This is a genomic window from Lysobacter sp. MMG2 (assembly GCF_016735495.2).
Taxonomy (GTDB): domain Bacteria; phylum Pseudomonadota; class Gammaproteobacteria; order Xanthomonadales; family Xanthomonadaceae; genus Lysobacter_J.
This window is the reverse complement of sequence record NZ_JAERQY020000003.1, coordinates 46401-66855: the sequence shown is the minus strand read 5'-3', so window position 1 is coordinate 66855 and position 20455 is coordinate 46401. Positions and strand designations below refer to the sequence as shown.

Genomic DNA, 20455 nt, shown 5'->3' with positions numbered 1-20455 from the left:
ATAGCCCAGAAGAACCGCAGGGTTGCAAGCGTTCGGGGCCCATAACGGGGTTACAATCACGCTACTTCTTGCGGTTGTGACACAAGCCCCCATTTCCACGCCATGGCCCTGCTCCCCATCCTCGAATTCCCCGATCCGCGCCTGCGCACCGTCGCTGCGAAGGTTGATCCCGCGCGTGTCGCCGATGCCGACTTCCAGAAGCTGATCGACGACATGTTCGAGACCATGTACGAGGCCCCGGGCATCGGGCTGGCCGCCAGCCAGGTCGACGTGCACCAGCGCTTCATGGTCATCGACATCAGCGAGGAGAAGAACCAGCCGATGGTCTTCATCAACCCGGAGATCGTCGCGCGCGATGGCGAGCAGGTGTACCAGGAAGGCTGCCTGTCGGTCCCGGGCATCTTCGCCGACGTCACCCGCGCCAACCGGATCACGGTGAAGTTCCTCGATCGCGCCGCCAAGGAATGCGAGCTGGACGTCGACGGTCTGCTGGCCGTGTGCATCCAGCACGAGATGGACCACCTCGCGGGCAAGCTGTTCGTCGATTACCTCTCGCCGCTCAAGCGCGAGATGGTGCGCAAGAAGCTCGCCAAGGCGCGTCGCCAGGCCGCGGCCTGAGAAACCGGGATTCGGGATTCGTGATTCGGGATTCGTGAAGCGGACCCGTCTCGGGTGTGGGCTTTCCGAATCTCGAATCCCCAATCCCGAATCCCGGTCCCCTCATGCGCCTAGTCTTCGCCGGTACCCCCGATTTTGCCGTCCCGTGCCTGCGCGCCGCTGCGCAGCGGGGCGAGATCGTCGCGGTCTACACCCAGCCTGATCGCCCCGCCGGTCGCGGGCGCGAGCTCACGCCTTCGCCGGTCAAGCGCGAGGCGCTGCTGCGCGGCATTCCGGTGCTGCAGCCGGAAAACTTCAAGTCCGCCGTGTCGAAGGACGCGCTGCGCGCGCTGCAACCGGACCTGATGATCGTGGTCGCCTACGGCCTGATCCTGCCGCAGTCGGTGCTCGACATTCCCACCTACGGCTGCTGGAACGTGCACGCCTCGCTGCTGCCGCGCTGGCGCGGCGCGGCGCCGATCCAGCGCGCGATCGAAGCCGGCGACACGCGCAGCGGCGTGTGCCTGATGCAGATGGAAAAGGGCCTGGACACCGGCCCGGTGCTGCTCTCGCAGGCCCTCGAGATAGGCGAGAGCGAGACCGGGGGACAGTTGCACGACCGCCTTTCCACGCTCGGCGCGCAGGTGCTCTCCGACGGACTGGGCCTGCTGCGCGCCGACATCCGCCCCGTGCCGCAGCCGCAGCCGGAAGAGGGCGTCACCTACGCGCACAAGCTCGACAAGAGCGAGGCGCGCCTGGACTGGTCGCAGCCGGCGCGCGCGCTGGCGAACAAGGTGCGTGCGTTCAACCCCTGGCCGATGGCCGAAGCCAACGTCGCCGGCGAGCGCCTGCGTCTGCACGGCGTGGTCGCGCTGGACGAAGCGCATTGCGCCGCGCCGGGCACGCTGCTGCGCGCCTCGCGCGACGGTCTGGACATCGCCTGTGGCGAAGGCGCGCTGCGCATCCGCGTACTGCAGCGCGAAGGCGGCAAGGCAATCACCGCCGCCGACTACCTCAACGGTCGTCGCGACCTGGTGCGCTGAGACCGTGATGAAACCTTCCCCCGGCGTGCAGACCCGCGTCACCGCCGCGCGCGTGCTCGACGCGGTGCTCCATCGCGGCCGTTCGCTCAAGGCCGAACTGTCGCAGGCATTGCCCACGCTCGCCGATCCGCGCGATCGCGCGCTGGTGGAGGCGATCTGTTTCGCCGTGCTGCGCCAGCCGGCGCGCTACGAGTCGGCGCTGTCGGCGTGGATGAGCAAGCCATTGCCGCGCCGCGACGGCGAGCTCAAGGCGCTGCTGTTCGCCGGCATGGCCCAGCTCGATCCGCTCGCGCTGCCCGCGCACGCGGCGCTGGCGGCGACGGTCGATGCGGCGCGCGCGCTGGGTCGCACGCATCAGGCCGGGCTGGTGAACGCGCTGCTGCGTCGCGCGCAACGCGAAGGCATTCCGGCCGGCGAAGCGCATGCGCATTGGCCGCGCTGGCTGCGCGATCGCATCGCCGCCGACTGGCCGCAGGATGAGCGCGCGATCCTCGACGCCAGCGCCGCCGAACCGCCGATGTGGCTGCGCGCGAACCGTCGCCGCACCACGCCCGCGCAGTACCTCGAACGCCTGCACGAAGCGGGCATCGCCGCGCAGCTCGATGCCGCCGTGCCCGATGCCGTGCGCCTGGACGTACCCGTCGCCGTCGCCACATTGCCGGGCTTCGCCGATGGCGATGTGTCGGTGCAGGACGCGTCGGCGCAACTCGTCGCCGATGCGCTCTCGGCCGCGCCGGCCGCGCGCGTGCTCGATGCCTGCGTCGCACCCGGCGGCAAGGCCGCGCACCTGATCGAACGCGACGCCAGCGTGCGCCTCACCGCCATCGACATCGACGCGCACCGCCTGGAGCGCGTGCGCGCCAACCTGTCGCGGCTCGATCTCGGCGCGAGCGTGACGCTGGCCGCGGCCGATGCCGGCGACACCGCCGCATGGTGGGACGGCACGCCGTTCGATGCCGTGCTGCTCGACGCGCCGTGTTCGGCCACGGGCATCGTGCGACGCCAGCCCGATGTGTTGCAGCACCGTCGCGCTTCCGACCTGGACGCGCTGATCGCCACGCAGGCGCGATTGCTCGACGCGCTGTGGGCCACGGTCGCGCCGGGCGGCGTGCTGCTGTATGCCACGTGCTCGATCCTCAAGGCCGAGAACGAGGCGCAGGTCGAGGCGTTCCTGGCGCGTACGCCCGATGCGGCCGCGGAGTCGCTGGACGAACGCTTCGGTCGTGCCGCCGGTCCAGGCCGGCAGCGCCTGCCGGGCGAGGGCGGATTCGACGGCTTCTTCTACGCACGGCTGCGCAAGCGGGTCACGGGCTAGTCCCGTCTTCGGCTAACTCCGTTCTGACATTGGGGGCACATCGCGCGGCTATGATCCGCGCGATGCCGACGAACGCCCGCACCCGCGAAACCTGGTTGTTCTGGATCCTCGCCCTGCTCGTGCTCGGCGCCGGACTGGGACTGCGTGATCCCTGGCCTGCCGACGAGCCGCGCTTCACCCTGGTGGCGAAGCACATGGTGGAAAGCGGCGACTGGCTGTTCCCGCACCGCGGCCAGGAGCTGTACTCGGACAAGCCGCCGCTCTTCATGTGGTTGCAGGCGATCGCCTACACGGTGTTCGGCAACTGGCGCGTCGCCTTCCTGCTGCCGTCGCTGCTGGCCGCGTTGGGAACGCTGTGGTGCGTCGTGGACCTGGGCTCGCGCCTGTGGACGCGGCGCGTGGGCCTCTACGCGGGCTATGCGCTGCTGTTCGCGCTGCAGTTCACCTGGCAGGCGAAGAAGGCGCAGATCGATCCGCTCGTGGTGTTCTGGATCACGCTGGGCAATTACGGCCTGCTGCGGCACGTCCTCCAGATCGCGCGGACGGGCCCGAATGGAGCCGGCGGGCCGGACTGGCCGATGTGGATGCTCGGCTGGGCCTGCGCCGCGCTGGGCATCATCACCAAGGGCGTGGGCATCGTGGTGCTGCTGATGCTGGTGCCGGCGGGCATCGCCTCGCTGCGCGGCTGGGGCGTGAAGGTGCACGTGCGCGATCCGCGCTTCTGGCTGGGGCCGCTGGCGTTCGTGCTCGCCGCGTGCGTGTGGCTGGTGCCGATGCTGGTGGCCGCGCTCGGCAGCACCGGGCCGGAGTACCGCGCGTACGTGGACGACATCCTGCTGCGCCAGACGGCCAAGCGTTACGGCGCGTCGTGGGACCACGGCCAACCGGTGTGGTACTTCCTCGAAGTGATGGCGACGATGTGGCTGCCGACGGTGCTGGCGTTGCCGTGGGCGATACCGGCGTGGCGCCGTCGCCTGCGTCGTCGCGATCCGCGCTACCTGCTGCCGCTGGCGTGGTGGCTGCTGGTGCTGCTGTTCTTCACCCTGCCCAGCGGCAAGCGCGACATGTACATCCTGCCGGCGCTGCCGATGCTGGCGCTGGCGCTGGGGCCGCTGCTGCCCGGGCTGATGCGCAAGCGCGCGGTGCAGTGGGTGGCGTTCGGTTTCACCTGCGTCTTCGCCTTCGCGATGCTGCTGGGCGGGCTGGCGATGTGGCTGGGCGATCCGGGTTTCGAGCGCCGTTTCGTCGCCGAACGCGGACTGCAGAACGAGGCCGCGGCACTGGCGATGTGCGTCACCGCGATCGGCGTGTGGGGCGTGCTGTGCCTGCTGTGGACCGGTCGCCGGCGACCGTTCGCGGGCATGATCGCGCTGCTGTCGGGGCTGTGGGTGGCGTTTGGTCTGATGTTGACGCCGCTGCTCAACGATTCGTCTTCGGCACGCGGACTGATGACCGAGGTCGGGCGTCGCATCGGGCCGGACGCAGAGCTGGGGTTGGTGGCGTGGCGCGAGCAGAACCTGCTGATGGCCGATCGCCCGGTGGCGGAATTCGGCTTCAAGGTCGACTTCGACGAACAGATGCAGCACGGCCTGCGCTGGCAGCGCGAGGCGCCGCAGTCGCGGTGGTTGCTGGTGCAGGACGTGGCGCTGGCGGGATGCGTCGATGTGGCGCGAACGCAGCACCTGGGAAATGCGAACCGGCGCGGGTGGACGCTGGTGCCGGGCGAGGCGGCGGTGGGGTGTCGGTGAGGTGACGTGCGGCTGATGCGCACGTGTACTCCCTAAGCGGTGAACCATTTCACTGTCATTCCCGCGGAGGCGGGGCTTTTGGGCCGCCGCACGGCGGCACTCTCCAGGGGCGTTTCACGCTTTACCGGCTACCTGTGAACAGCAACAGCAAAATGGATAGTGCCCCCGTACGGCGGCCCAAAAGACCCAGCTTCCGCTGCAATGACGTGAGATGTCGGATGCCGTGACAGCCTGGGTCCCGGCCGTCGCCGGGATGACGGTGCTGTTGACACGCGGATGACCGCGGCCTGCGTGCCGTTACGCCCGCACCTGCTCCCTCAGATCCGGCAGCGGCTGCGACGCGAACTCCGCCAGATGTCGATCCAGCCCCAGCGGGCTGCGCACGCGGCGCGTGGACTTGGTGTCGGCCAGCAGCGGATCGTTCGGGCTGGCGCCGTCTTCGTGACGTTCGCGGTGGTACAGGTGCGTCGCCAGGCCGCCAAAGCGCAGCATGCGCCGCATCAGGCCGTGGTGGAACGCGCGCACCGCCAGGTCCTTGTCCTCGCGGCCCCAGCCCTCGAAGCGTTCGTCGAAGCCGTTCAGCGCGACCAGATCATCGCGCCACCAGGCCTGGCTGCAACCCTTGATGGAGCTGGTTTTCTGGTTGCGCGTCACGCGCAGCGAGAGCGCGGCCAGCGCGGGAATGCGAAGCGTGTGGCGACGACGCGTCAGGCCGCGGTCGAAGAAGCCCAGCTGCTGCACTTCACGCGAAAGCAGGCGGTCGCGGCCGGTCTCGTCGGTGAGCACGCGCATGCCCTGCACGAAACTGCCGCGTTCGGCGGCGCGCGCCTGGTCTTCGACGAACTTCGGATGCGGCAGCATGTCGCCGTCGAGGATCAGTACGTAGTCGCCCGTGGTGGCCGCGATCGCGCGGTTGCGCGCCAGCGCGAGGCGGAAACCCTTGTCCTCGATCCAGCTGTGGCGCAGCGGCACGGGGTAGTCGAGGGCGAGCCGTTCGAGCATGACCCGCGTGTCTTCGCGCGAGCCGTCGTCGGCGACGATGACTTCGTGCGGCAGCACCGTCTGTCGCGCCAGCGCCCCCAGCGCCAACTCCAGCGCTTCGGGCCAGTTGTAGGTGGAGATGACGACGCTGACGCGCGGCGCCTTCGGGGAAGTGGGCGTGGAGGCGTTCATGGCTCGGATGTGGTGATCGGACGGCCGTTCTGCAACAGCCACAGCATGATGGTCTTCTGCCGCACGTAATTGGCGCGCACGTAGGCGTAGACCAGGCCGTTCCAGCCGTCGAGGAAGCCGCCGCGGAAGACGTAGCCGCGCCAGAAGCGCCAAGCCGGCGACAGCACCAGTTTGGCGAGCGTGGCGCGCTTGCCGCGGGCGAAATCGTGTTCGGCCATCATGCGCGCGTAGCGCTGTGTCTTGTGCAGTTGCTGCTCGAGCGAGCGGTACGGGTAATGGATGAGGTCGCCTGCCAGCGTGCGCACCGGGCCGTCGACGCTGGCGGCTTCGTGCACTTCGCGCTTGCCGCGCCAGCCGCCGCGGCGGCGGTCGAACAGGCGCAGCACGCGGTCGGGGTAGGCGTTGCCGTGGCGCAGGAACTTGCCGAAGTACTCGCTCAGCCGCGCGAAACGGTAGCCGGCGGCTTGCGCGAATCCGCGTGCCCGTTCGGTTTCGATGGCGGTGCGCAGTGCATCGCCGACGCGTTCATCGGCGTCCAGGCACAGCACCCAGTCGTGCGTGGCCTGTTCGATGGCGAACTGCTTCTGGCTGCGGAATCCGTCGAAGGGTCGCTGGAGCACGCGCGCGCCCAGGTCGGTGGCGATCTGCACGGTGGCGTCGCTGGAATACGAGTCCACCACGACCACTTCGTCGCAAAACGCCAGCGAGGCGATGCATTCACCGATGCGGTCGGCTTCGTTGAACGCGATAATGCACGCCGAGATCGGCGTGACCGCGCCGTCGCCGTTCACGGACGGCGGCCTGCCCTGCAGCGATGGATTCGAGGAAGCGTTGATGGCCGACTACCTGTTGTTCGCGAGCGAGCGGTACGCGCTGCCCATCCTGCAACCGCTGGCGCAGGCGCTGCAAGCCGCGGGGCACGGTGTTCACGCGTGGTTCGTCGATGGCGCCGCGGGCGCCGCGCTGCCGTCGCCGGTGCGCATGATAGGCCGGCCGCGTGACGCCGTCGCGCTCAAGCCCAGCGCCGTGTTCAGCGCCGCCAACTGGGTGCCGGGCTTCGTGTCCGGCGCCAAGGTCCAGCTTTTCCACGGGTTCAACGTCGAGAAGCGGTCCGACGAGCGCGGCCACTTCCGCGTGCGCGGCCTGTTCGACCTGTACTGCACGCAGGGGCCGGCGACGACCGCCCCGTTCCAGGCGCTGGCCGCGCAGGCCGGGCATTTCGCGGTGGTGGAAACCGGCTGGCCCAAGCTCGATCCACTGTTCCGCGACGACCACGGCGCCGCCGCGGCGATGCGCGCGCCGGCCGGTGCGCGTCCGGTGGTGATGTTCGCCTCCACCTTCACCGAGCGCCTGAGCGCGGCCCCGCACCTGTACGACGCGATCGCCGCGGACATCGCACGCGGCGACCGCTACTGGCTGCTCACGCTGCATCCCAAATGCCCGCCGGAATTGTTCGCCCGCTACCGCGCGCTGGCCGGTCCGAATGCGACCTTCTTCGAAACCGAACAGCTCGTCACCGCACAGCGCGCCGCCGATGTGCTGGTGGCCGACACGACGTCGGTGGTGTCGGAGTTCGTCGTGCAGCGCAAGCCCGTGGTGACGTTGCGCAACCGTGCGCCCAAGCCGCACATGATCGATTTCGACGATCCCGCGCGTCTGCCGGACATGCTGGCGCGCGCCTTCGCGCCGGACGAGGGACTGAAGGCGGCGATCGCGGCGTATGCCGATGCGATCCATCCGTATCGCGACGGGCATTCGTCCGAGCGCGTGATCGCTGCGACGCAATCGCTGTTGCGCGGTGAGCTCGGAACGCTGCGCCGCAAGCCGCTGTCGTCGTGGCTGCGTGGGCTGCAGATCCGCCGCGACCTGGGCTACTGGGGTCCGGGCGGCTGAGCCGTCACCAGCGCAGCGGTCGCTGCGCCAATGTGCGCGACAACGCGCCGTACAACGCCTGCGCCTGATCATCGGGCAGGAATCGCATGCGCAGCGGCGGCGTCATCGCGCCGGCGCCGGCCGTGTCCAGCCACAGCGTGGCGGTGCCGCAGCGGCGATCCAGCGGCGATCGCGTGATCTGCAACGCCTGCAGCTTGTCGAGTTCGGCGAAGCGCCAATGGCGTGACCACCAGCCTTCGCGCACGGCGATCAATTCGGCGCTCGTCGCATAGGCCATGCGCTGCGCGCGGCGGTGCGCGGCGAACGCGGCCCATGGCAACCACGCCAGCACGAGCAGTCCCCATGCGTCCAGGCGCCACGTCGCGACGGCCGTGGCGATCAGGACGAACGGGAGCGAAGGCAGCACCAGCCGCCACCAGTTCGACGCCGGCACCGGACGCCATTCGAGCGTCGACCACTGCGCCTGCGGCAGCAGGTGTTCGATCAACGCGTCGCAGGCGGCGGGCGTGGCGATCGGCGCGATCTCGCGCAGGGCCCGCTGCTGTTGGTTCTCCTCGGCGACGGCGGTGTCGACTTCGAGGCTGCGGCGCTTGAGCAGGCGGTGCAGCATGCCCTCGCGCAGCGTCCAGGCCTGGATGCGACGGCGCGAAGCGCTGGTGCGCCAACGCTGCAGCAGGCCGCGTTCGACGGTGAGGCGGCGGCCGATCTCGCTCAGGCGGAAGCCGTGGTACTGCAGCAGGGCGAGCAGGATCGAGAAGGCGCGCAGCAGGCCGATGGCGAACACCAGCAGCGTCAGCGCGGACGCCCCGTATTCCATCGGGCCGAACTGGTGTTCGCCGGCGTAGCCGAACAGCCACTTGCCGACGGTCTCGAACGCGTTGGGCAGGGCGCGCGGGCTGATCTGCGCGACGGCCGCGGCGGTCGCGCCGACGACGATCATGCCGCGATTGGAAACCAGGCCCAGCCGCAGGACTTCGCCGGACGGCAACGACAACAGCGTGGTGGTTTCCGGCTCCACCGCCGCCGCGCCGGGCGCGGCGCCGCGATGGCGCACCAGTGCTTCCAGGGCCAGCGCGTCGTCCAGCTTCAACACGCGCATCTGCGCTTCGGGCTTCTGCCCGCCGGCCGATTCCAGCCGTACTTCGGCCACGCCGAACAGGCGGTGCAGCACCGACTGCTGCAGCGCGACGTTGTGGATGCGCGCGAACGGGATCACCCGCAGGCTGCGCTCGAACAGGCCGCTGCGGATCACCAGCCGGTCGCCGGCCACGCCGTAGCGGTAGGTGAAGTACTGCCACAGCGAGAGCACGACCAGCACGCCCACGCCGATCAGCGGCCACAGTTCGTTGCGGTCGCCGCGGCCGAAGGCCAGCAGCACGACCAGCGGCACGATGAACTGCTTGAGCTGCTGCACCAGCACGAACAGCCACGACATCGGGTGCAGGCGGCGCTCGGCCACGGGCAGCGTCGCGGCGTCGGGCGGGGCTGCGCCGGGCTCAGGCGTCGTCATCGGCGTCGAGCTGGCGCGCGAGGCGGTCGCGCAGGCGTTCGGCGTCGTCGGCGTCCAGGTGCGGCACGGTCACCGCGCTGTGGCGCGTGCCGGCGGTGTGCACCACCAGCGTCGCCAGGTGCCGGCGCCGTTGCAGCGGACCGCGCTTGAGGTCCAGGTGCTGCACGCGCGTGGCGGGCACGCGGGTCTCGCGTTGCCACAGGCGGCCGCGGCGGATCGCCAGGCCGTCGTCGTCGAGTCGCCAGAAGGTGCTGCGGTAATGCTTCAGGCCCACCCATGCGCCCAGGGCCAGGCCGGCCAGCGCCAGCACCGGCGGTGCGAGCCAGAGGCCGAACACGCCGGCCAGCACGAAGCCGGCGACCATCCCCGGGCCGGCGAACGGCAACATCAGCGCCAGCATGTAAGGGAGGCGGGCGCGCTCGGGCAGCGGGTGCCAGTCGGCGGGAGCATCGGCCGCGGCAGCGGACGGGTCGTGGTCGGCCATCGTGGGTTTCGCGGTCTGCGGTATCGACGGCGCCGCGCCGTCAGCGGTTCCAGTACGGGTTGTCTTCCCCCGAACCCGGCGGCCTGAGCGTATAGCGTTTGTAGGTCCACTGGTATTGCGCCGGATCGCGCCGCGCAATGGCTTCCACCGACGCGTTGAGCGCGGCCACGGCGACCTTCGGATCGGCGTCGGACACCGCCTCCGGCGCGGCCTGGATATGCAGCGCGAAGCCCGGACGATCGGCGTGCGTGTCCACGCGCTCGCACCAGGCGAACAGCACCTTCGCCCCGGTGCGCGAGGCGAGCCGGCCGAGCAGCGTCATCGTCAGCGCCTGCACGCCGAAGAACGGCGCGAACTCGCCGTCGCCGGCCTTGGGTTGCTGGTCGGGCAGGATGCCGACCACGCCGCCGTCGTTCAGGCGCTTGAACAGCTGGCGGATCGCGGGGCCTTCCGCGCGCACCTGGGTCACGCGCTCGCCTTCGCCGGGCTGTTCGTGGTCGGCGCGCACGAGGTTGAGGAAGTCTTCGACCACTTTCGACTCCGGCGGCCGGTACAGGATCGCCAGCGGCGTGCGCCAGGCCAGCCACTGGTTCAGCAGTTCCCAGTTGCCGTGGTGCGGGGCGGCGATGATGACGCCACGGCCGGCCGCGATGGCCTCGTCCATCAGATGGGTGCCGTGCTGCTCGCGCAGCAGGCGCAGGTTCTCCGCGTGCGGGCGCGTCCACAGACGGATCGTCTCCAGCACCTGGCGCGCCGTGGTGCGCAGGATCGCCGCGTGCAGGGCGTCGCGTTCGGCCGGGAGCAGGTCGGGGTAGGCCAGTTCCAGGTTGATCCTTACGACGCGGCTTTCGCGCACGTCGCGCCAGCGCCACCAGGCCGAAAGCGCATCGCCCAGGCGCAGCAGCCAGGGCCAGGTGAGGCGGCCGATCAGGGAGGCGAGGAGGTGGAGGAGGCGTGCGGCGAAGCGGCTCATCCGTTCAGTCTAACGGCGCGACCCGGGCGCACCGGTTGACCGTGCCGGGCGGGCTCGACAGGATCGTCGGTCCCAACCCCATGCCGAACGGCCGGAGCCCCATGCTCGCCCTGATCCAGCGCGTGACCGAAGCCAGCGTGCGGGTGGACGGCGAGGTCGTCGGGGCGATCGGTCCGGGCCTGCTCGCTCTGGTCGGTGTGGAGCCGGGCGACGGCGACGCGCAGATCGCGCGCATGGCCGACCGGCTGCTCGGATACCGTGTATTCGCTGACGGGGACGGGCGAATGAATCTCGGACTGGCCCAGACCGGCGGCGGCTTGTTGTTGGTCAGCCAGTTCACCCTGGCCGCCGACACCGCCAGCGGCATGCGTCCCGGCTTCAGCACGGCCGCCGCGCCGGAGGTGGCTGAACCATTGTTCAGCCGGCTGGTCGACATCTGCAGGCAAAAACACATCGGGGGGGTGGAAACGGGGCGGTTCGGTGCCCATATGGTGATCAGCCTGGTCAACGACGGCCCGGTCACCTTCCTCCTGCGGTCCTGAAGTCCGTCCCCAAGGGGCCGGCCTGATATACTGGAACGTTCCCCATCCCTTCCCATTAGCGCGGTGGCGCAAGCATGGCCAACGAACGTCAGCCCCCCTCCTCCGATATCAAGCAGTTGATCAGTAAGGGCCTGGAGCAGGGCTACCTGACCTATGCCGAGGTCAACGATCACCTGCCCGACGACCTCGTCGATGCCGAGCAGATCGAAGACATCATCGGCATGATCAACGGCATGGGTATCGAGGTCCACGAAGTGGCCCCCGATGCCGAAACACTGCTGCTTGCCGACGGCGGCACGGGCAACCGTGAAGTCGACGACACCGCCGCCGAAGAAGCCGCCGCCGCGCTGACCGCGCTGGACGGCGAAGGCGGCCGCACCACCGACCCGGTGCGCATGTACATGCGCGAGATGGGCACGGTGGAACTGCTCACCCGCGAAGGCGAAATCGCCATCGCCAAGCGCATCGAGGAAGGCCTCGGTCAGGTGCAGGCCTCGCTGGGCGTGTTCCCGGCCACGATCGCCTCGATCCTGGAAGACTACGAGCAGCACAAGGCCGGCAAGAAGCGCCTGGCCGAGATCATCGTGGGCTTCAACGACCATCTGGACGAAGTGCCGGAGCCGCCGGCGCCCGTCGTCGAGGCCGCCGACACCGATGCCGAGACCGACGAGGACGAGGAAGAAGTCGCCGAGGGCGAGACCGAGGAAGTGGTCAGCGGCCCGGATCCGGTCGAAGTCGCCGCGCGCATGGAAGCCCTGGCCGACAACTACCAGAAGTTCCTCAAGGCCTACGCCAAGCACGGTCCGGCGCACAAGAGCGTGCTGAAGCTGCGCGAGGACATGGCCGCGGTGTTCGTCACCTTCAAGCTGCCGCTGCCGCTGACCGACGTGCTGGTCAAGGGCCTGCGCGACGTGGTCAACGGCATCAAGGAACACGAGCGCCGCATCCTCGACCTGTCCACGCGCGTGGCGAAGATGCCGCGCAAGGACTTCATCCGCGCCTGGGAAGGCAACCAGACCAATCTGGAGTGGGTGGACGAGCTGCTCAAGCGCAAGCAGAAGTGGTCCTCGGGCCTTCGCGATGTGAAGGACCAGATCATTTCCGAGCAGGAAGCCACGATCGAGATCGAGAAGTCGTCGTTCCTCGCGCTGTCCGACATCAAGGACATCTCCCGCCAGATGGCCTATGGCGAAGCCAAGGCGCGCAAGGCGAAGAAGGAGATGGTCGAGGCGAACCTGCGCCTGGTGATCTCCATCGCCAAGAAGTACACCAACCGCGGCCTGCAATTCCTCGACCTGATCCAGGAAGGCAACATCGGCCTGATGAAGGCCGTGGACAAGTTCGAGTTCCGTCGCGGCTTCAAGTTCTCGACCTACGCCACGTGGTGGATCCGTCAGGCCATCACGCGTTCGATCGCCGATCAGGCGCGCACCATCCGTATTCCGGTGCACATGATCGAGACGATCAACAAGCTCAACCGCATCAGCCGCCAGATGCTGCAGCAGTACGGCCGCGAAGCGACTCCGGAAGAGCTGGCGAAGGAAATGGACATGCCGGAGGACAAGATCCGGAAGGTCATGAAGATCGCCAAGGAACCGATCTCGATGGAAACCCCGATCGGCGACGACGAGGATTCCCATCTGGGCGATTTCATCGAGGACACGAACATCGAGTCCCCGGTCGAGGCGACCACCAACATCAACCTGACCGAGACCGTGCGCGATGTCCTCGCCGGCCTCACGCCGCGCGAAGCCAAGGTGCTGCGCATGCGCTTCGGCATCGACATGAACACCGACCACACGCTGGAAGAGGTCGGCAAGCAGTTCGATGTCACGCGTGAGCGCATCCGCCAGATCGAGGCGAAGGCGCTGCGCAAGCTGCGTCACCCGAGCCGTTCGGAACAGCTGCGTTCGTTCCTCGACATCGACTGACGCGACAACGTCCGCCGATGTTCGATCACGAAGCCCCGCTCAGCGGGGCTTCGTCGTTTGTGCCGCCCGCTTTCGTTGCGCACCACTGGGCCAGCATTTCGGACAGGGGCCCGGGCCGCGGTACTTGTGTCCGCGGCTGCAGGTCTTCCAGCCGTTATTGGTGGTCGAAGGTGTTGGCGTCTTCGTCGCGTTCATGGCGGCCTCCACGGGGCGGGCGACAGCCCGCCGCATTACCCCTTGTCGGCGTTGTAGAAGAACTGCTCGTGCGTGATCTTGCCGTCGCGCACCTGATACACCGCGATTTCCTTCATCGCCACACGGCCCATGTCCCTGTAGGTCGCATCCAGGCCCATCGCCACGCTGAACCAGCCGTCGGCGATCACCGGATCGCTCACGCTGCCGCCGTGGATTTCGACGAGGTTGTCCGCCCACTGCTTGCCCTTCTCGCGAATCGCCGCCATCCCGTGCGCGATCGACTCCGCCTTCTGCCCGTCGCCCTCGATGCTGACGGCGCCGTCGGCGTACAGCTCTTCCTGCGCCTGGTCGTACTGGCCGGCGCGGCAGAGTTCGACGAGGCGGTTGGCAACCTGCTGGATATCCATGCTGATGTCTCCTTGCTGGGAAAGTCACAGCCTAAGACCAACCCCTGACAGCGTGTTGTCAGCAGGCTGCGAGAATTTCGGACGTCCGGTACGTCACGGCTCGTAGGTGTCGTAGAAGAACTGCTCGAGCACGATCAGGCCATCGCGCACGCGATAGACGCAGATTTCGCGGATGTCGATGCGGCCGACGCCCTTGAACGTGACGTCCACGCTCAATGCGGTGCTGAACCAGCGTGCCGCCACGAGCGGTTCGCTGCAGCGCACGCTGTGCAGGGTCTCGACACCGCCCCAGAACCGGCGGCTCTTGCGCAGGATCGCGTCGAGCCCTTCCGCGTTGCTCAACGCGCCGGGCGGGATGTCGTCCGGCTCGATGCTCACCGCGTCGTCGGCGTACAGCTCCTCCAGGGCTTGTTCGAACGCCCCGGCGCGGCACAACTCGACCAGACGCCTGGCGATGTCCTGCGTGCTCATGGCGATGCTCCTGACCCGGCAAGCGAGCGTAGCCCGCGCCGGATCGCCTCAGCGCACCGCCGGTCGTGCGATCACTTCCAGGTGCGACGCAGCGGATGCGCCTCGGTGGTCAGCACGACCTTCTCAGGATCCAGCGTCTGGGGCGGCGCGAACAGCAGGTAGAAGTACTTGAACGTCTCGGCCAGCACGAAGCTTTCCATGTCGTCGACCTTCTCCTTCGTCACCACGCTCTTCAGCGTCGCGAATCCCGAGCCGGTGCGCGTGTAGCGCACGAAGTCGTCCAGCATCACCTGGCCCATGGCGCGGTACTTCGCATCGCCCGTGAGCCGATGCAGGTACCACGCCGACTCCACGATCTCCGGTCGCAGCGGATAGCCCGCCGATGTCACCTCGCGCTTGCGGTAGTCATACGCTTCCGGCTCGATGCCCCACTGCTGCCACATCGCGAACGACGAATCCTGCAGGCGTCGCGCCTGCGCCACGTCGCCCGACAACGCGAGCAGACCGGGCCAGAATGCGTCGAGCGCGCCATAGCGGCTCGCCACGCGTTTGCCGGTCTCCATGTCGACGTGACCGACCCAGAGCGAGCCTTCCACTTCTTCCGGGTAGTAGCGATTGGCCGCCGCGATGCTGTCCTTCCACATCGCATGGCAGTCTTCGTCGCCGAACAGCGTCCAGCACTTCCACAGGTATTCGTAGTAAGAGTCGATGCGCGCGCCGACGTGGCTGCGCGTGTTCGTCCACTCGCCGGTCGTCACGTCGAAGCGTTCGCCTACCAGGCCGATCTTCGAACGGCGCTTGTAGGTTTCCACCAGCGCACGCTTCGCCTTCTCGTAGAAGACCGGATTGCCAGTGAGCTTGCTGAGCGTGCCGTACTCCAGCAGCAGCGTTCCGGCCTCGGCAGGATTGCTTTCGTTGCCGTGCGCATTGCCGGTGCGCAGGTTCACATAAACGTAGGGCAGGCCGGTGGGCGAGTCGAACGCTGGCAGCAGGCGCGTGCCGAGATCTTCAGCAAGATCGAGCAGGCGCTTGTCGTCCGTCATCTGATAGCCGGACAGCAGCCCGCCGAGCAGGCGGATCACGATCTCGAAATGCTTCACGTCCAGGTCGCGGTCGAAAGAGAGCTTCGTCGCGATCAGCTCACGCGCATCGCGGGCTTCCTCGTCCAGGCCCATCACGATCATCGTGTCGATCGCGTCGACCGGCGTCATCAGCAGCGACTCGCCGTACCAGTCGTGCGGCTTGTTGCTCAGCGGCTTCAACGCATCATGGCCCCATGCGTGCTCCTTGTAACCGCGCCATGCGTGCAGGAACTGCGCCTTCACCTGCTCTGCGCTGCGCGCGGCCTTGGCATCGGAGAAGACGACCGGCGTCGCGGCATCGGGGAAGGAGGCTTCGGCCGCGACGCCGATCGTGGGGACCGCAAACAGGGCGAAGGAAAGCAGCAACGGACGCAGGCGCATCAGGTGTGTCTCCGGGAACGCAGGACGGCGAGGACGTCGTAGCAGGCGCCCATCGTGTGGTAGTCGGTCTTGCCGGCGGGACTCTTCTCGTCGCTGTACTTGGCGTTGCGGCGATCGAGGATGCGGTACCACGCCCCGTGCTCGTGGTCGACGAAGTGCTGCCACGCATAGGCCCACAGGCGGTCGTACCAGTCCCAGTAATGCGTCTGGCACGTGGCATCGCCCAGTCGCGCCGCCGCGGCGAGCGATTCGGCCTGCACCCAGAAGTACTTGTCGTCGTCGCACACGGCGAACTCCGGCGCGAGGCCGAAGCCGTAAGCCAGGCCGCCGTACTGCGCATCCCACGCGCGCTGCACGGCGACATCGAACAGGTGACGCGCGGTGTCGACGGCCCACGGCGCCGGCGTTCCGCGCTCGCGCAGGTGGCCATCGAGGATCACCAGCAGCTTGGCCCATTCGGTCTGATGGCCGGGCTGGTAGCCCCACGGTCGGAACAGGTGCTTGGGATCATCGCGGTGGTAGTCCCAGTCGACATTCCACTCGCGATCGTAGTGCTCCCACACCAGCCCGCCCGCCATCGCGGCCTGTCGGCGCGTCATGTGGTCGGCCAGCGTGAGCGCGCGGTCGAGGAAGCGCGGCTGCCGCGTCGCCTCGTAGGCCGCCAGCATCGCCTCGCACATGTGCATGTTGGCGTTCTGGCCGCGGTAGTCGGAGAAGTTCCAGTCCGCATCGGCCTCGTCGCGATACAGGCCGGCGTCCGCGTCCCAGAATCGGCCCTCGAGCAGGTCCCAGGTCTCGTCGATCCACGGCACGACCTCGTCGATGCCCGCTTTCAGCGCGGTCGAGTAAGCCAGCAGCACGAACGCCACGCCATAGCAGTGGTTGGTGCGATCCTCCGGCGATCCATCGCGGATCGTCCACGCGTAGCCGCCGCTGGAGGGGTTGCGATGCACTTCGCGCAGATAGCGCAGGCCGTGTCGTGCAGCGTCGAGATACTCGGGATTGCCGAATTCACGCGCCGTCATCGCGTAGTTGAAGACGAAGCGGGTGCTGCTCACGAGATGGCGATGCGAAGCGTCGTAGACGCTGCCGTCGTCGCGGAAGTAGTGGAAGAAACCGCCCTGCGGATCGATCGCGCGCGGATGGTAGAACGTCATCGTGTCGGCGATGTGCGTGCGCAGGAACGTTTCGCTGCGGAAATCCGGCGCGGGAGTGGCGGGCAGGTTCATGGGCTCGTTCGCAGCAGTTGTTCGATGTCGTCGCGGGTTGGCATGGCGGCGAATGCGCCGTGCTTCGTCGCCGCCAATGCTCCGCCCGCGGCGGCATGGCGTAGCGCGTCGGCGATGGCGGACGCGTCGCCAAGGAAGGTGTCGAACGTCTGTGCGCTCACGCCGCGTTCCACGATCCGCAGGAGCAGCGAACCGACGAACGCATCGCCCGCCGCCGTGGTGTCCACGGCCGAGACACGGAACGCAGGCGCTTCGCCCTCTGCGTCACGCGTGTACCAGCGCACCGGCTTGCCGCCGTCGGTGATCAGCACCAACCTTGCGTTGCCCTGCCACAGTCGTTGCAGCATCGCGTTGTGGTGGCCTGCGCGACGGATCAGGAAGTCGGCCTCGCTGCGGCACAGCTTGATGATGTCCGCCTCGGCCAATGCCTCCCACAGTCGCGGCGCTGCATCGAGGCCTTCGGGCCACAGCGACGGACGCAGGTTGAGGTCCATGCTGACCAGCGCGCCGCGCTCGCGTGCCAGGCGCATGCCGGCGACGGTGGTCTGCGCGATGTCCGCCTCGGTAAGGCTGTTGGAGCACACATGCATCACGGCGGCGTCGTCGAAGCATTCCTCTCGGAAATGTGTTTCGCGGAACAGCAGGTCCGCCGCCGGCGGGCGATAGAAGCTGAAGCTGCGCTCGCCTTCCTCATCCAGCGATACAAACGCCAGGGCCGTGCGTGCCTCGGAAGTGTGCACGGCGAAGCGGGTGTCGACACCGAACGCGCGCAGCTGCGACATGAGGAACTCGCCGAACATGTCCACGCCGAGCATGCCGACGAAACGCGCATTGCCGCCCAGGCGCGCGACGGCGGCGCAGACGTTGGCCGGCGCACCGCCCGCGAACTCGACGAAATGACGAGGCTGGCCGGGCAGCGCCGGCAGCGCGAGAAAGTCGATGAGCGCCTCGCCGAAGCAGACGATGGCCTCGCGCTTGATGGCATGGCTCATGGCGACGCCACCGGCACCGGCGCTTCATCCAGCGCCTCGCGCCGCGCACCACGGAATCCGTACCAGGTGATGAACGCATAGCACGCCAGCGGCAGCACGAACGCCATCTGCACGCCGATGCGGTCGGCGAGCACGCCCTGCAGCAGCGGCACCACGGCGCCGCCGACGATCGCCATCACCAGCAGGCTCGAGGCCTTGCTCGTCAGCGGGCCGAGGCCGTGGATGCCGAGGGTGAAGATCGTCGGGAACATGATCGAGTTGAACAGACCGATGGCGACCACGCTCCACACCGCCACGCGACCTTCGTTGAGCATGGTCGTCGCCAGCAAGCCCATCGCGCCGATCGCGAACAGCCCCAGCAGCACGCGCGGTTCGATGCGCCGTAACAGGAACGAACCGATGAAACGACCCGCCATCGCCAGGCCCCAGTACCACGCCACGTATTCGGTCGCCGCAGCTTCATCCAGCGCGCCGATGCGTGGATCGCTGATGTAGTTGATCAGGAAGCTGCCGATCGCAACCTCGGCGCCGACGTACATGAAGATGCCGACGACGCCGAAACGCAGATGGCGATGGCGCAGCACTTCGGCGAACGTGTGGCGCTGGTGATCGGCGCTCTCGGTGGCCTCGGCGTGCGCGGGCAGGCGGAACAGCACGACGAACACCGCGAGCAGGAACAGACCGGCGGCGATGCCGAGGTACGGAAGCTGCACCGACTCGGCCTGCGAGATGCGGTACGCGGCCTGCTGCGCTTCGGGCATCTGCGCCAGCTCGGTGGCGCCGATGACGACGCCGGACAGGATCAGCGGTCCGATCAGCAGCGGCGCGATCGTGTGGCCGAAGGAATTGAGCGCCTGCGCCAGCGTGAGCCGGCTCGACGCGCTGTTTGCATCGCCCAGCAGCGCGATGTACGGATTGGCCGAGACCTGCAACAGCGTGATGCCGCTGGCGAGCACGAACAGCGCGAACAGGAACAACGGGTACGACGGAATCCTCGCCGCCGGGAAGAACAGCAGCGCCCCCACGCCGGCGACGCACAGGCCGATGATGATGCTGCGCTTGTAACCGGCGAGCGCCACCACCTTGCCCGCCGGCACCGACATCAGCAGGTAGGTGCTGAAGAACGTGAACTGGATCAGCATCGTCTGCGCGTAGTTCATTTCGAACACGGCCTTCAGATGCGGAATCAGCACGTCATTGAGGCTGGTGAGCGCGCCCCAGGTGAAGAAGATCATCGTCAGCACCGCGATCGCGGTGCGCGTGGACAACGGGCGACCGCTCATGCGGCGTCTCCGGGCAGGGTGAAGTGACTGCTCGCGCGCAGGTTGAGGCGCACGGGGGCGATGGTGGTGGCGATGGGCGTTGCAGGCTCGCGCAGGCGTTGCAGGATCAGCTCCGCCGCCTGGCGACCGCGCGCGCGTGGATCGACGGCGATGGTGGTCAGCGGCGGCGCGCTCACCGCGGCCTCGGGAATGTCGTCGAAGCCGGTGACGGCAAAGTCATGACCGGCGCGACGGCCGCGCGTCGACAAACCCGCCATGAGGCCAAGCGCGACCGCATCGTTGTAGCAGACGGCCGCGGTGGGCGCCGGATCGCGCACGAACAGCGCGCCGGTCTGCCGCGCCGCTTCCAGCCGCGTCGGCGAGCATTCGACGATCCACTGCGGTTCCGGCGAGATGCCCGCGTCGGCGAGCGCAGCGCGATAGCCTTCGCGCCGCTCGTGGCACGAACTGGATTCCTCGTGTCCGCCGAAGAACGCGATGCGGCGATGACCCTGCGCAAGCAGATGCTCCGTCGCGAGGCGCGCACCGTGCGTGTTGTCGAGCGCGAGGTAATCCCAGTCGCCGCCGAGCGCGCGGTTGAACACCAGCACCGGCGTGCGCGAGGCGAGCAGCGGGCGAAGGCGCGCAGGGTCGGTGCCTTCGGCGGGCGAAAGGATGATGCCGGCCGGATCGTGTTCGAGCAGCGAGGTGAGCACCGCCTGCTGGCGCTCGGATGATTCGCCCGTGCTGCCGAGCAGCGTGACGTAGCCCGATGCGGCAAGTGCTTCGTCCACGCCCGCCGCGAACTCGGCGAAGAACGGATTGGACAGGTCGTTGATCACCAGCGCGACGGTCGAGGACACCTTGCGCCGCAGGTTCGCCGCGCCGCGGTGATAGACATAGCCCTGGCGCTTGAGCTCGGCCTCCACGCGTGCGCGCGTTTCCGCGTTGACCAGCGGGCTGCCGCGCAGCACCAGCGAGATCGTCGCCCGCGACAGATCGCAGGCGAGGGCGATGTCGGCCAGCGTCACCCGTCCGCGCACGGCAGGGGCGTTCATGGCGATGGGTCCGTGGCGTGGGGCATGAATTTGGATCGTTCTAAACTCGGGCATCCTGCGGGGCAGCGCCCGCCCGTGCAATCGTGCGATGCAGCATGAATCCGCTTGTCGGCCCATGCTAGCGTGCGGCGTTTAGAACGATCCAAATTCGGCCGCCGCCGCCCCGTCT

At 68.2% G+C, this 20455-nt stretch carries 19 protein-coding genes; 7 read left to right on the top strand and 12 right to left on the bottom strand.

Going from position 1 to position 20455, the window contains the following annotated elements; genetic code table 11:
• The first annotated feature begins 102 nt into the window (after positions 1 to 102).
• The 4 genes from def (at position 103) to JI752_RS12280 (ending at position 4703) form a co-directional block, all read left to right on the top strand.
• Positions 103 to 618, top strand: coding sequence for a peptide deformylase (def, locus tag JI752_RS12295; RefSeq protein ID WP_216964460.1), 516 nt, complete (start codon positions 103 to 105; stop codon positions 616 to 618).
• A 104-nt stretch (positions 619 to 722) separates the two neighbouring features.
• Positions 723 to 1640, top strand: coding sequence for a methionyl-tRNA formyltransferase (fmt, locus tag JI752_RS12290; RefSeq protein WP_216964458.1), 918 nt, complete (start codon positions 723 to 725; stop codon positions 1638 to 1640).
• 7 nt (positions 1641 to 1647) lie between these two features.
• Positions 1648 to 2955, top strand: coding sequence for a 16S rRNA (cytosine(967)-C(5))-methyltransferase RsmB (gene rsmB, locus JI752_RS12285; protein WP_216964456.1), 1308 nt, complete (start codon positions 1648 to 1650; stop codon positions 2953 to 2955).
• A gap of 62 nt (positions 2956 to 3017) precedes the next feature.
• Positions 3018 to 4703, top strand: coding sequence for a glycosyltransferase family 39 protein (locus tag JI752_RS12280; protein ID WP_216964454.1), 1686 nt, complete (start codon positions 3018 to 3020; stop codon positions 4701 to 4703).
• A gap of 297 nt (positions 4704 to 5000) precedes the next feature.
• On the opposite strand, the gene JI752_RS12275 is transcribed toward JI752_RS12280, so the two are convergent.
• Together JI752_RS12275 and JI752_RS12270 are read right to left on the bottom strand one after the other, a co-directional pair.
• Positions 5001 to 5876, bottom strand: coding sequence for a glycosyltransferase family 2 protein (locus tag JI752_RS12275; protein WP_216964452.1), 876 nt, complete (start codon positions 5874 to 5876; stop codon positions 5001 to 5003).
• Positions 5873 to 6667, bottom strand: coding sequence for a glycosyltransferase family 2 protein (locus JI752_RS12270; RefSeq protein WP_216964450.1), 795 nt, complete (start codon positions 6665 to 6667; stop codon positions 5873 to 5875). Before JI752_RS12270 ends, JI752_RS12275 begins: the two co-directional genes overlap by 4 nt.
• A gap of 40 nt (positions 6668 to 6707) precedes the next feature.
• Between JI752_RS12270 and JI752_RS12265 the strand changes: the two genes are divergently transcribed.
• Positions 6708 to 7769 carry a CDP-glycerol glycerophosphotransferase family protein gene (locus JI752_RS12265; protein WP_254200808.1) on the top strand — a complete coding sequence of 354 codons (1062 nt, stop codon included), beginning with the start codon at positions 6708 to 6710 and terminating at the stop codon, positions 7767 to 7769.
• A gap of 4 nt (positions 7770 to 7773) precedes the next feature.
• On the opposite strand, the gene JI752_RS12260 is transcribed toward JI752_RS12265, so the two are convergent.
• The 3 genes from JI752_RS12260 to JI752_RS12250 are packed head-to-tail and all read right to left on the bottom strand — an operon-like array spanning position 7774 to position 10736.
• Positions 7774 to 9279, bottom strand: coding sequence for a PH domain-containing protein (locus JI752_RS12260; protein ID WP_216964448.1), 1506 nt, complete (start codon positions 9277 to 9279; stop codon positions 7774 to 7776).
• Positions 9266 to 9763: a PH domain-containing protein gene (locus JI752_RS12255; RefSeq protein WP_216964446.1), complete on the bottom strand. Its 498-nt coding sequence runs from the start codon at positions 9761 to 9763 to the stop codon at positions 9266 to 9268. Before JI752_RS12255 ends, JI752_RS12260 begins: the two co-directional genes overlap by 14 nt.
• Positions 9764 to 9803: 40 nt before the next feature.
• Entirely contained in the window at positions 9804 to 10736 is a 933-nt protein-coding gene (locus JI752_RS12250; RefSeq protein ID WP_216964444.1) for a lauroyl acyltransferase, read from the bottom strand.
• 101 nt (positions 10737 to 10837) lie between these two features.
• Here JI752_RS12250 and dtd point away from each other — a divergent pair, with 101 nt between their 5' ends.
• Together dtd and rpoD are read left to right on the top strand one after the other, a co-directional pair.
• Positions 10838 to 11278 carry a D-aminoacyl-tRNA deacylase gene (gene dtd, locus JI752_RS12245; RefSeq protein ID WP_216964443.1) on the top strand — a complete coding sequence of 147 codons (441 nt, stop codon included), beginning with the start codon at positions 10838 to 10840 and terminating at the stop codon, positions 11276 to 11278.
• Positions 11279 to 11352: 74 nt separating this feature from the next.
• Complete coding sequence (gene rpoD / locus JI752_RS12240; RefSeq protein ID WP_216964441.1) at positions 11353 to 13209, top strand: RNA polymerase sigma factor RpoD; 1857 nt, start codon at positions 11353 to 11355, stop codon at positions 13207 to 13209.
• 230 nt (positions 13210 to 13439) lie between these two features.
• On the opposite strand, the gene JI752_RS12235 is transcribed toward rpoD, so the two are convergent.
• The 7 genes from JI752_RS12235 to JI752_RS12205 form a co-directional block, all read right to left on the bottom strand.
• Complete coding sequence (locus tag JI752_RS12235; RefSeq protein ID WP_216964439.1) at positions 13440 to 13811, bottom strand: SnoaL-like domain-containing protein; 372 nt, start codon at positions 13809 to 13811, stop codon at positions 13440 to 13442.
• A gap of 93 nt (positions 13812 to 13904) precedes the next feature.
• Positions 13905 to 14282, bottom strand: a complete 378-nt coding sequence (locus JI752_RS12230; protein WP_216964437.1) for a nuclear transport factor 2 family protein — start codon at positions 14280 to 14282, stop codon at positions 13905 to 13907.
• A 71-nt stretch (positions 14283 to 14353) separates the two neighbouring features.
• A complete protein-coding gene (locus JI752_RS12225; protein ID WP_216964435.1) occupies positions 14354 to 15745 on the bottom strand; it encodes a glycoside hydrolase family 47 protein in 1392 nt (463 codons plus the stop codon).
• On the bottom strand, positions 15745 to 16974 hold the full coding sequence (locus tag JI752_RS12220) for an AGE family epimerase/isomerase (RefSeq protein ID WP_216964433.1): 1230 nt from the start codon (positions 16972 to 16974) through the stop codon (positions 15745 to 15747). Before JI752_RS12220 ends, JI752_RS12225 begins: the two co-directional genes overlap by 1 nt.
• Positions 16971 to 17966: a carbohydrate kinase gene (locus JI752_RS12215; protein ID WP_216964431.1), complete on the bottom strand. Its 996-nt coding sequence runs from the start codon at positions 17964 to 17966 to the stop codon at positions 16971 to 16973. The genes JI752_RS12220 and JI752_RS12215 overlap by 4 nt, the downstream gene beginning before the upstream one ends.
• Positions 17963 to 19249 carry a sugar MFS transporter gene (locus JI752_RS12210; RefSeq protein WP_216964429.1) on the bottom strand — a complete coding sequence of 429 codons (1287 nt, stop codon included), beginning with the start codon at positions 19247 to 19249 and terminating at the stop codon, positions 17963 to 17965. The genes JI752_RS12215 and JI752_RS12210 overlap by 4 nt, the downstream gene beginning before the upstream one ends.
• Positions 19246 to 20286 carry a LacI family DNA-binding transcriptional regulator gene (locus JI752_RS12205; protein WP_216964426.1) on the bottom strand — a complete coding sequence of 347 codons (1041 nt, stop codon included), beginning with the start codon at positions 20284 to 20286 and terminating at the stop codon, positions 19246 to 19248. The genes JI752_RS12210 and JI752_RS12205 overlap by 4 nt, the downstream gene beginning before the upstream one ends.
• Between the last annotated feature and the right edge of the window lie 169 nt (positions 20287 to 20455).

What these genes read in the sequence shown, in the direction of transcription:
- def (WP_216964460.1), top strand. Translation starts at nt 103, where the DNA reads ATGGCCCTGCTCCCCATCCTCGAATTCCCCGATCCGCGCCTGCGCACC.
- fmt (WP_216964458.1), top strand. Translation starts at nt 723, where the DNA reads ATGCGCCTAGTCTTCGCCGGTACCCCCGATTTTGCCGTCCCGTGCCTG.
- rsmB (WP_216964456.1), top strand. Translation starts at nt 1,648, where the DNA reads ATGAAACCTTCCCCCGGCGTGCAGACCCGCGTCACCGCCGCGCGCGTG.
- JI752_RS12280 (WP_216964454.1), top strand. Translation starts at nt 3,018, where the DNA reads ATGCCGACGAACGCCCGCACCCGCGAAACCTGGTTGTTCTGGATCCTC.
- JI752_RS12275 (WP_216964452.1), bottom strand. Translation starts at nt 5,876, where the DNA reads ATGAACGCCTCCACGCCCACTTCCCCGAAGGCGCCGCGCGTCAGCGTC.
- JI752_RS12260 (WP_216964448.1), bottom strand. Translation starts at nt 9,279, where the DNA reads ATGACGACGCCTGAGCCCGGCGCAGCCCCGCCCGACGCCGCGACGCTG.
- JI752_RS12255 (WP_216964446.1), bottom strand. Translation starts at nt 9,763, where the DNA reads ATGGCCGACCACGACCCGTCCGCTGCCGCGGCCGATGCTCCCGCCGAC.
- JI752_RS12250 (WP_216964444.1), bottom strand. Translation starts at nt 10,736, where the DNA reads ATGAGCCGCTTCGCCGCACGCCTCCTCCACCTCCTCGCCTCCCTGATC.
- dtd (WP_216964443.1), top strand. Translation starts at nt 10,838, where the DNA reads ATGCTCGCCCTGATCCAGCGCGTGACCGAAGCCAGCGTGCGGGTGGAC.
- rpoD (WP_216964441.1), top strand. Translation starts at nt 11,353, where the DNA reads ATGGCCAACGAACGTCAGCCCCCCTCCTCCGATATCAAGCAGTTGATC.
- JI752_RS12235 (WP_216964439.1), bottom strand. Translation starts at nt 13,811, where the DNA reads ATGGATATCCAGCAGGTTGCCAACCGCCTCGTCGAACTCTGCCGCGCC.
- JI752_RS12230 (WP_216964437.1), bottom strand. Translation starts at nt 14,282, where the DNA reads ATGAGCACGCAGGACATCGCCAGGCGTCTGGTCGAGTTGTGCCGCGCC.
- JI752_RS12225 (WP_216964435.1), bottom strand. Translation starts at nt 15,745, where the DNA reads ATGCGCCTGCGTCCGTTGCTGCTTTCCTTCGCCCTGTTTGCGGTCCCC.
- JI752_RS12220 (WP_216964433.1), bottom strand. Translation starts at nt 16,974, where the DNA reads ATGAACCTGCCCGCCACTCCCGCGCCGGATTTCCGCAGCGAAACGTTC.
- JI752_RS12215 (WP_216964431.1), bottom strand. Translation starts at nt 17,966, where the DNA reads ATGAGCCATGCCATCAAGCGCGAGGCCATCGTCTGCTTCGGCGAGGCG.
- JI752_RS12210 (WP_216964429.1), bottom strand. Translation starts at nt 19,249, where the DNA reads ATGAGCGGTCGCCCGTTGTCCACGCGCACCGCGATCGCGGTGCTGACG.
- JI752_RS12205 (WP_216964426.1), bottom strand. Translation starts at nt 20,286, where the DNA reads ATGAACGCCCCTGCCGTGCGCGGACGGGTGACGCTGGCCGACATCGCC.